The 7,757-nt window shown below is 52.8% G+C and carries 5 protein-coding genes; all 5 read right to left on the minus strand.

Annotated elements, in window-relative coordinates:
- Nucleotides 1-96 precede the first annotated feature (96 nt).
- Nucleotides 97-978 carry an ROK family protein gene (locus VFS25_RS20835; RefSeq protein ID WP_326464111.1) on the minus strand — a complete coding sequence of 294 codons (882 nt, stop codon included), beginning with the start codon at nt 976-978 and terminating at the stop codon, nt 97-99.
- Complete coding sequence (locus VFS25_RS20840; RefSeq protein WP_326464112.1) at nt 957-2,249, minus strand: MFS transporter; 1,293 nt, start codon at nt 2,247-2,249, stop codon at nt 957-959. The genes VFS25_RS20835 and VFS25_RS20840 overlap by 22 nt, the downstream gene beginning before the upstream one ends.
- Nucleotides 2,246-4,090 carry a class I mannose-6-phosphate isomerase gene (locus tag VFS25_RS20845; RefSeq protein ID WP_326464113.1) on the minus strand — a complete coding sequence of 615 codons (1,845 nt, stop codon included), beginning with the start codon at nt 4,088-4,090 and terminating at the stop codon, nt 2,246-2,248. The genes VFS25_RS20840 and VFS25_RS20845 overlap by 4 nt, the downstream gene beginning before the upstream one ends.
- Nucleotides 4,091-4,117: 27 nt before the next feature.
- Nucleotides 4,118-7,006: a glycoside hydrolase family 38 C-terminal domain-containing protein gene (locus VFS25_RS20850; protein WP_326464114.1), complete on the minus strand. Its 2,889-nt coding sequence runs from the start codon at nt 7,004-7,006 to the stop codon at nt 4,118-4,120.
- Between the two features lie 220 nt (nt 7,007-7,226).
- A partial coding sequence (locus VFS25_RS20855; RefSeq protein WP_326464115.1) for a RagB/SusD family nutrient uptake outer membrane protein occupies nt 7,227-7,757 on the minus strand: 531 nt, incomplete at its 5' end.

The raw sequence follows: 7,757 nt of genomic DNA on the forward strand, positions 1-7,757 counted from the left end.
GCAACGCAGCGCATAAACGCCGCTACCGGCGCATAAACACCGGGCAGTATCAATTTAGCAATTTTAGCGGACAACAAAAAAAGTTGAAGAAATACTTCAGGCAAACAGCATTCCGGCAGCGCCAAAAAGGGCTGCCTGCTCGCCCAGGGCCGATACTACAAAGGTGGTGGGTAAGCCTTGCTCCTGGATTTTTTCTTGCAGTCCGCCTTTAAACAGGGAATAGGTTTGCGCAATGTTGCCGCCCAGTACCACCAGGTCAGGGGCCGGTTGCAGGGTAGCTGTAAACTCGCCCAGGTTAGCGCCAAATTCATGGAACAGGGCAGCAACAACAGGCGTTGTTTGCGCAATGCCGGCAATGGCCTTTACGTTTTTGGCGGTTTGCCCGCTGATGTCTTTATACCGCTGCATGATCCAGCGTGCGCTGAAATATTCTTCCGCACGCGCGTCTTTAAAGGGAGTATTGAAATAGGAGAGGTCGCGCGCCACGCCATTTTCCGCAACGGCCGATCCAAAGCCGGTGCCCAGCGTAAAGCCCATGGCCCGGGGCTGGTCTTTTACAGCGCCGTTAAACAGCTCGCCCTGCAAAAAGCATTGCGCATCGTTGGCCATTTTAATGCAGGAAGCAGGCATGTTCAGCTCCTGCGCCAGCAGCGTTTTTACATTTAACCCGTACAGCGCTTCATATTTGTGCAGCCCCTTGATAAAGGAAATGCCTGCTTCATAATCAAAAGGCCCGGGCATGGCAATGCCTATGCGCTGCACACCTGCTGCTGCCTGCATGCTTTGCCGTATAACTTTGGCCCATGCCTGTATAATTGCCGCTGCGCTGCCCTGCGCATTCACATGCTCCCGGTAAAAAGAGCCGGGCACCAGCGTTCTGCTTTGCCGGTTTATCAATGCCGTAGTAATATGTGATCCGCCAATGTCGGCGCCCAGCACAATATTATGCTGCGCGTTTAGTGCATTATTTTGTTCCAATGTGCCTGAATTTGTTCTATTGATTGTCCTTTTGTTTCCGGAACCAGTTTATATACCGTAATAAATGCCAGTACGCAAAACAGGGCAAAGAACCAGAAAGTGGGCGCCGTACCTATGCCGTTGAGCAGCATAGGCGTTAGCTGTCCTACAATGGTATCTGCTATCCACATTACCATAATGCTGAAGGAGAGGGCTTTTGCGCGAATGTGATCGGGGAATATCTCCGCTGCTATCACAAACTTCAAAGGGCCTATGGAAAATGCAAAGAAAGCCAGGAAAGCCAGCACGCAAAGCAGTAAGTATATACCGGTAGTGGCGCCGGTGTAAAAGCAGATGCCGGTAAGCACCAGGCTTACGGCAGCGCCGGCGGTGCCCCACAGGTACAGCGGCCGCCTGCCCAGGCTATCTACCTTCCAGATGGCAAACAGGGTAAAGAATACATTGGCTGCGCCAAAAAACAGCTGGCTTAATAACGAATTGCTAAGGGTAATGCCTGCTTTGTGCAAAATAGTAGGCCCGTAGTAAATAATGGCATTAATACCGCTGAACTGTGAGAACAGGGGCAGCAAAATGCCTATGAGCAAGGCGCGGCGGTAAACCGGCGCAAACAGCTGCCCATAGCCGCCGGCAGCAGGCGCCGCGCTTACGGTTGCTGCGTGCCGCTGCTTTAACCAGCGCGGGCTTTCGGGTATAATGGTAACGCCCAGCAGAAACAGTAATGCCGGTATAATGCCTACGCCGAACATTTTACGCCACAACGCCAAACCGCCTGCATCTGCCGCATATTGCAGCAGCAGGGCATTGCTCAGGTAAGCAATGAAAATGCCGATGGTAATGGCCAGCTGGTAAAAGGTAACAAGCCGGCCGCGCTGATGGTCGGGCGCTATTTCAGACAGGTACAGCGGCACTATGCTGGAGGCAATGCCTACTGCCAGCCCGCCCAGTATGCGCGCCAGTATTAACAGCGAAAATACCGGTATAAACGTGCAGCCGGCAGCGGCCAGCAGAAACAGCACGGCGGCCAGCAGCATTACTTTTTTACGCCCCAGGCGGTCGCCCAGGTCACTGGCAAATATTACTCCGATGATGCAGCCTGCCAGCGCAGAAGATACAAACCAGCCCTGCTGCGCCGCGGTAAGGTTAAACTGCTCCTGTACAAAAGGCAGCACGCCTGATACCACGGCCATATCAAAGCCAAAGAGGAAACCGCCCAGGGAGGCTATCAGCGTGGTAAGCGCCAGGTTGTTATGGGTAGAGGATTGCATGCTCATTGTCTGGAAATAAGATCGCTGAAAACAGGGTGACCGGGTTTTAAAAATGCCTGCACCACTTTTGCACGCCCCGCGCCGTTATTGGTAATGGTGCAGGTAGCTGCGGCTGCGGGTATTACAAAGGTTTCCGCATAGTGGTACACGGTTGTGGCGCTGCCGGTAGTAACGGTAACAGCCGTGCCTTCTACCAGCATCATTACCAGGCAGCAGTTGCCGGTAGGTACCGTAATGGTGGTATCAAACTCCAGGCGGTGCACATCATAAAAATGAGCGGCATGCGTGGGTACATGCACAATCTGCCAGTCGCTACCCGACTGAATTACGCCGGGCACCGACAATAGCTGCTGTGTAACCACAGCTCCCTGCCTGCTGAAGTCCAGGTTGTTGAATGCATGGTCTATGCTGATGGAGCGGGGCTTTCCGTCCAGCCCAGGCCGCAGCCAGTCATACATCTTGAATGTAAAAATATACGGTGTAGCGCTGATCTCCAATACCAGGTTATCGGCGCCCGCGCTATGCACCGTGCCGTTAGGTATCAGAAAAAGGTCGTGCCGGGCGGCCTTGTGCAGCTGCACATAGTCTGTAACAGGTACCGGCTCCTGGTTATCGCGGCTGTTTTCCAGCACTTTGCGGAAGGCTGCAGGGTCAATACCTTCCCGGAAGCCCAGGTACACGCCGGCATTGTCCTTACAATCCAGTATATAATAGGTTTCGTCCTGCGTAATATTTTCGCCAAAGTTGTCGCGGATGTATTGCAGGGTGGGATGGCATTGTATAGAAAGGTTACCGCCGTCAAAAGTGTCCAGGAAATCAAAACGGATGGGAAACTCATACCGGAAAATATCCGCATGGTTGCCCAGTATGTTCCGGTGCTGGTAAAACATCAGCCATTCAAAAGGTATTTCCAGCAGGTAATGGTCGCTTTCAAATATTACCCCGTTCTCCGGTACTATCATTTCAAAAGACCAGGCATAGTTTACCTCCTGCTGGTTCAGCGCAGGTATGTGCTGCTTCATCCACTGACCGCCCCAGGCGCCGGCTTCAAACCAGGGCCGTACCCGGAAGCTGGTGCGGCTTATGCTGGCAATGCCCGCCTGCAGGTCGGTGTTAAATACCCAGGTAAGCGTATCGCGCCACTGCGTGTCGGCCATAATGGTAATGCGGCTGGCAATGGACTGTTTATAATTATTCAGCACCACCCAGTCAACAAAGTAGGCGCGCTTGTACATTTCATTATAGGCTTCGGTTTTCGTGTTACCCAGGTTGGTGACTGTGCCGGCCCGCATGCGGTACTGCAGCTCGTTTTTAGGAATATCCAGGTAAATAACCGGCGCCTGCAAATGTGTTAGCGCAGCGCCGGTACCGATTACTATATGGGTGGAATTAGCATTAAAGTGTAAGCGGCCGGATGTGCCGGGCTGAAAAAAATCTGTCAATTGCAGCGTAGCTCTTTTGCCCCATACATCTCCTTCCGCTCCTATAAAAGGAGCAACCAGCTGTTGTACAGCCGTTGCTGGTTTTAAGAGCGCGGCTGTGGTATGCCAGGTTACGTGTATGCCTTGCTGTTGCAGCGCCTTTTCCAGCGCCTGCTGCACAGTGTCCCAGTAAATGCCGGCATAACCGTCTATCAGCACCAGTGGCTGTGTGGCTATCCAGCTGGCAAGCGTGTCATAGCCGGCATGTATTTTCCCGGCGCCCAGGCTGTGGGTAGGGTAAATATTATAACCTGTTTCCGGCGCACAGGTTTTTTGTACCGGCAGCAACGGCTGTGAGCTGCTGCGCCATTTTGTTTTTTTCTCAGAACCGCCGGTAACGGCCGGCCCCTGGGTGCTTGTATTCATGAATATATTGCTCTCGGTTTTTTCTTTTTACCTGGTTGTTACATGTATCATCATTACGCCTTTGGCAGGCACGGTAAAGGTGGCGCCCAGCTCCCGGCCGTCTGCTTCCAGTAAATTGCTTTCATGCACTTCCAGCGTGGTATTGTGCTGCCTGGGCTGCAGCGTTACCGTGGCCGGCTCACCGGCGGCATTCACCAGCTGCAGCTGCACGCCTTTGCCGTTACGGGCAGGACTTATATTCTCTACATAAACTGTTTTTGCATCCAGGTTAAAGAACAGCGCTTCTGTGGCAGCGCCGGTGGCTGGTGCGGCCACCAGCGGCTGGTGGCTGGCCAGCCCGTACCGGTTGGCGGCTACTGCATCATATGCATGATGTACCTGCAGGTAGTAATGGAAAGTAGCAGGGCCCTCTTGGGAGCGGCGGAAATTGGTATGCCATAAATTGTTCATTACCCAGGAGGCTATTACCGGCTGCTGCTCTGTAAATGAGCGCCATAACGGGGAATTATGCAGGCCGCCTATAAGACCGGCGGTAGGGTAGCGGCCAATTTCAAACAGGGGCGCATCCGGGCTGCTCCAGGTAATGCCCATGTTTTTGTTGGAAACATCTACCCAGCGTTGCAGCGTGTACCAGTTACGGTTAGTATAGGGCAGCTGGTCTGCCTCGGCCATAACGCTGCCCCAGGGTATGCTGTAGCGCACCTGTGCGCCCGGCACATGAAAGGGAAACACGAAATGCACGCTTTCCTTGCTGCCAATGGCCTTTTTATCAATCGTGTTGGTGAGCGCTATATTATCTATGCCGGCTACCAGCTGCACTTCCTGCTGCAGGCTATTAGCGCCCGGCGCATCTGATCTTACGGCCAGGCTTACCACCAGCGGCCCTTTTTCCTTTACCTGTATGCGGGCATGGCCTGCGTACTGCACTTTTTCGGCGGAGTCGCCGGGCAGGTAGGTGTATTGGTTCAGTCCCGCGGAATCGGCCAGGTTCACATTGCTGCCTTTCCTGAGCAGGCGTATGATATTGCCGGTGTTTTCATCCAGCGTAATGGTGTAAATGCCGTTTTCCAGCGTATTGCCTTTTACAGTAGCCTTATCCGTTACATAGGCGGCGCCTTTTTGAATAGTAAAGCGCTGTTTGGAAAAAGGCGGCAGCATAGGCGGCACAAAGGCCAGCTCTCCGCTGCCCAGGCGCTGGGAGGGCACTTTATGGCCCTGGCTGTCTTGTACCAGGTCGCCTGCGCTGCTTAGTGAGGCCGGCACTACTACCAGTCCTGTGCGGGCATGGGCAAGTGTATTGTACACATCCACAGCGTTGGCGGCGGCAGCTTCACCTGCCTCACTTTTTGCAAGCAGCGCATTTGCCTGTTCGGCTCCGTTTAACGCAAATGCCTGTTTGTATTTCCATTGGGATATGGCCTTGGGGTCCTCCGGGTGCGAAACGCTGTTGTAGGCGCCCCATGTATGCTCGTTGAACATGATGATGTTGGTCCACGCGGTATCAAAATCCGCTGCCGGATAACCGGGCTTGCCCCGTAATGCCCAGATGGCGCCTGCCTGCTGCAAACGGTCGGAAGCGTTGCGGTTAATGCCTGTTTCGCGTGCGGCAGAGGCAATACCATCTGTCCAGAACTCTGTGTAATCGCCTGCTATCACCGGTATTTTATCCTTATAGGCTTTTTCAAAATCCTGCAGGAACTGTTTAACGGAAGTGATCACCAGCTTAGGCGATGCATAGCGTTCATTCCATGCCTTAACTGCTTCGGGCAGCTCGGGGTCAATGGGCGCATTGTCGCTCATAGCCCAGGTAAGTAAGGTCATGTTGTAGGGAAAACCTTTCTGTTCCAGCCTGGCCAGGTAGTCAAACAGGAAAGGATCCAGGAAGTGTTCGGAAGGATGGCCGGTGTAATAAGGTTTGGGGTCTTCTACGGTGAAAAAGTTAGGGATCTTATTGCCTTTGATCCGGTAACCGATAGAGTAGGGGGAGGACTGCCAGAACAACAGCTTTTGCCCACCGGACGGCGACTGCCAGTAAAAAGGTTTATCCCGCCACAGGTCTGCGCTGCCAATGCGATCCGATGCATTGGGCGCGCTCAGGAAGTAATGCACACCGGTTATATCTGCCTGGGCGGCCAGGCCCCAGGAGGCGCCGGGCACATCGCCCTGGAACATGGAGTTAACCTGTATGCCGTGCGTTTGCCCCAGGTGTATGCCGGTATAAAACATATGCAGCAGCTGTGCGGCGCTGGTGGCGCTGGTATTAATGTTGCCATATCCGCCATCCAGGTTAATCCATCCTTTTTTAACGGCGTCCCAGAAGCGGCGCTGCTTTGCTTCATCGGAAAGCGCCAGGTAGTGCTCCACTACCCAAATGGCCTCTGTATTCCATTTAAAACGCGCTTCAGGCGGATAGGAGGCCGAGCGTTCCGCTATCTTAATAGCTTCATCAATGTTGTTCATATGAATGGCCAGCACCTTGGATTGTACGTTGGTGTAACCAACATCTACATGGGAGTGCGGCATTACATATACTTTCCAGTCGGTACGCGCGGGCGGTACAATGCAGCGGGCATGGTACTGCCGCCCGCCGGTGGCGTAACGTATGTACGCCTGCACATCATGCGTTACGGGTGCGCCGGGCAGGGGAATTTCATATTCCTTTAAACCCGCTGTATCAGCCGGCAGCCGCAGGCTGTCCTGCAAACCGTTAAACGAAACATATACCTGGCCGGGTGCGTAGCTTGCGCCGCCATGCAATATCATGCGTACCATCCGGCATGCCTGGCCGTTGTGCTGTAAATAGGCCGTGGTAGGCTGCACGGCTATAGCGGTAAAGGTAGATGAAGTGGTTTGGGCATATCCTGCTGCCGTGTATAAGAAGGCAACGGCAAACAGGTTAAACAGTTTTGCTTTCATCTGTTAATATTTATTTCGCAGCGCATTGCCTTTTCAATTCCGCAATACGCTCCTGCAGTTTCATAAGGGCAATGGTAATATGTACAAACATATGTACATATTCCCGATTATCCAATTAAAATTCCTGATTTATGGGATTTTGAGCAGGGAGCAGGCAAGCGCCGGAAATAAAAAAGCCCACCGTTTACCGGTGGGCTTTTTCAACTTTGTATGAACAAAATTAGAAGCCAGGATTCTGCGGCAGAATAGCCGGGTTCACATCTGTTTCCTGCTTGGGCAGCGGGAACAGTAATTGTTTTTCTCCGAAAGTGGCGCCGAACACGGTTTTGTGTCCTACAAAATCATCCCAGTTGCCGGTTACATCGTTGTGCACCTTGCGGGTACGCAGCATGTCAAACCACATTTTGTTTTCAAAGCACAGCTCATAGTAGCGTTGCAGCCATACTTCATGCTCAAAGTCGGTTTGTGACATTGCGGCAATGGGTGCCAGCTTTGCACGTGTACGGATAGCATTTACATATGAAATGGCCTGGGGATTGGGTCCGCCTTCTGCACGGTTGGATGCTTCGGCATACATCAGGTACACATCGGCCAGGCGGTACAGCGTATAGTTCAGGTTTGACTTGGCAGTGTTAACTACTGCGGTTGAGTCAAAGTATTTGTAAATGTAAGGATGGCGGAATGTAACAGTGTCCGGACCATCTTTGCTCTTATATTTTGTAAAGAAGAACTGGCGCTCCTGCACACGCTT

It is taken from the genome of Chitinophaga sp. (assembly GCF_035761305.1).
Taxonomy (GTDB): domain Bacteria; phylum Bacteroidota; class Bacteroidia; order Chitinophagales; family Chitinophagaceae; genus Chitinophaga.

Bases quoted from the DNA above. Each gene is read 5' to 3' on its own strand.
- VFS25_RS20840 (WP_326464112.1), bottom strand. From the start codon at position 2,249: ATGAGCATGCAATCCTCTACCCATAACAACCTGGCGCTTACCACGCTG.
- VFS25_RS20845 (WP_326464113.1), bottom strand. From the start codon at position 4,090: ATGAATACAAGCACCCAGGGGCCGGCCGTTACCGGCGGTTCTGAGAAA.
- VFS25_RS20850 (WP_326464114.1), bottom strand. From the start codon at position 7,006: ATGAAAGCAAAACTGTTTAACCTGTTTGCCGTTGCCTTCTTATACACG.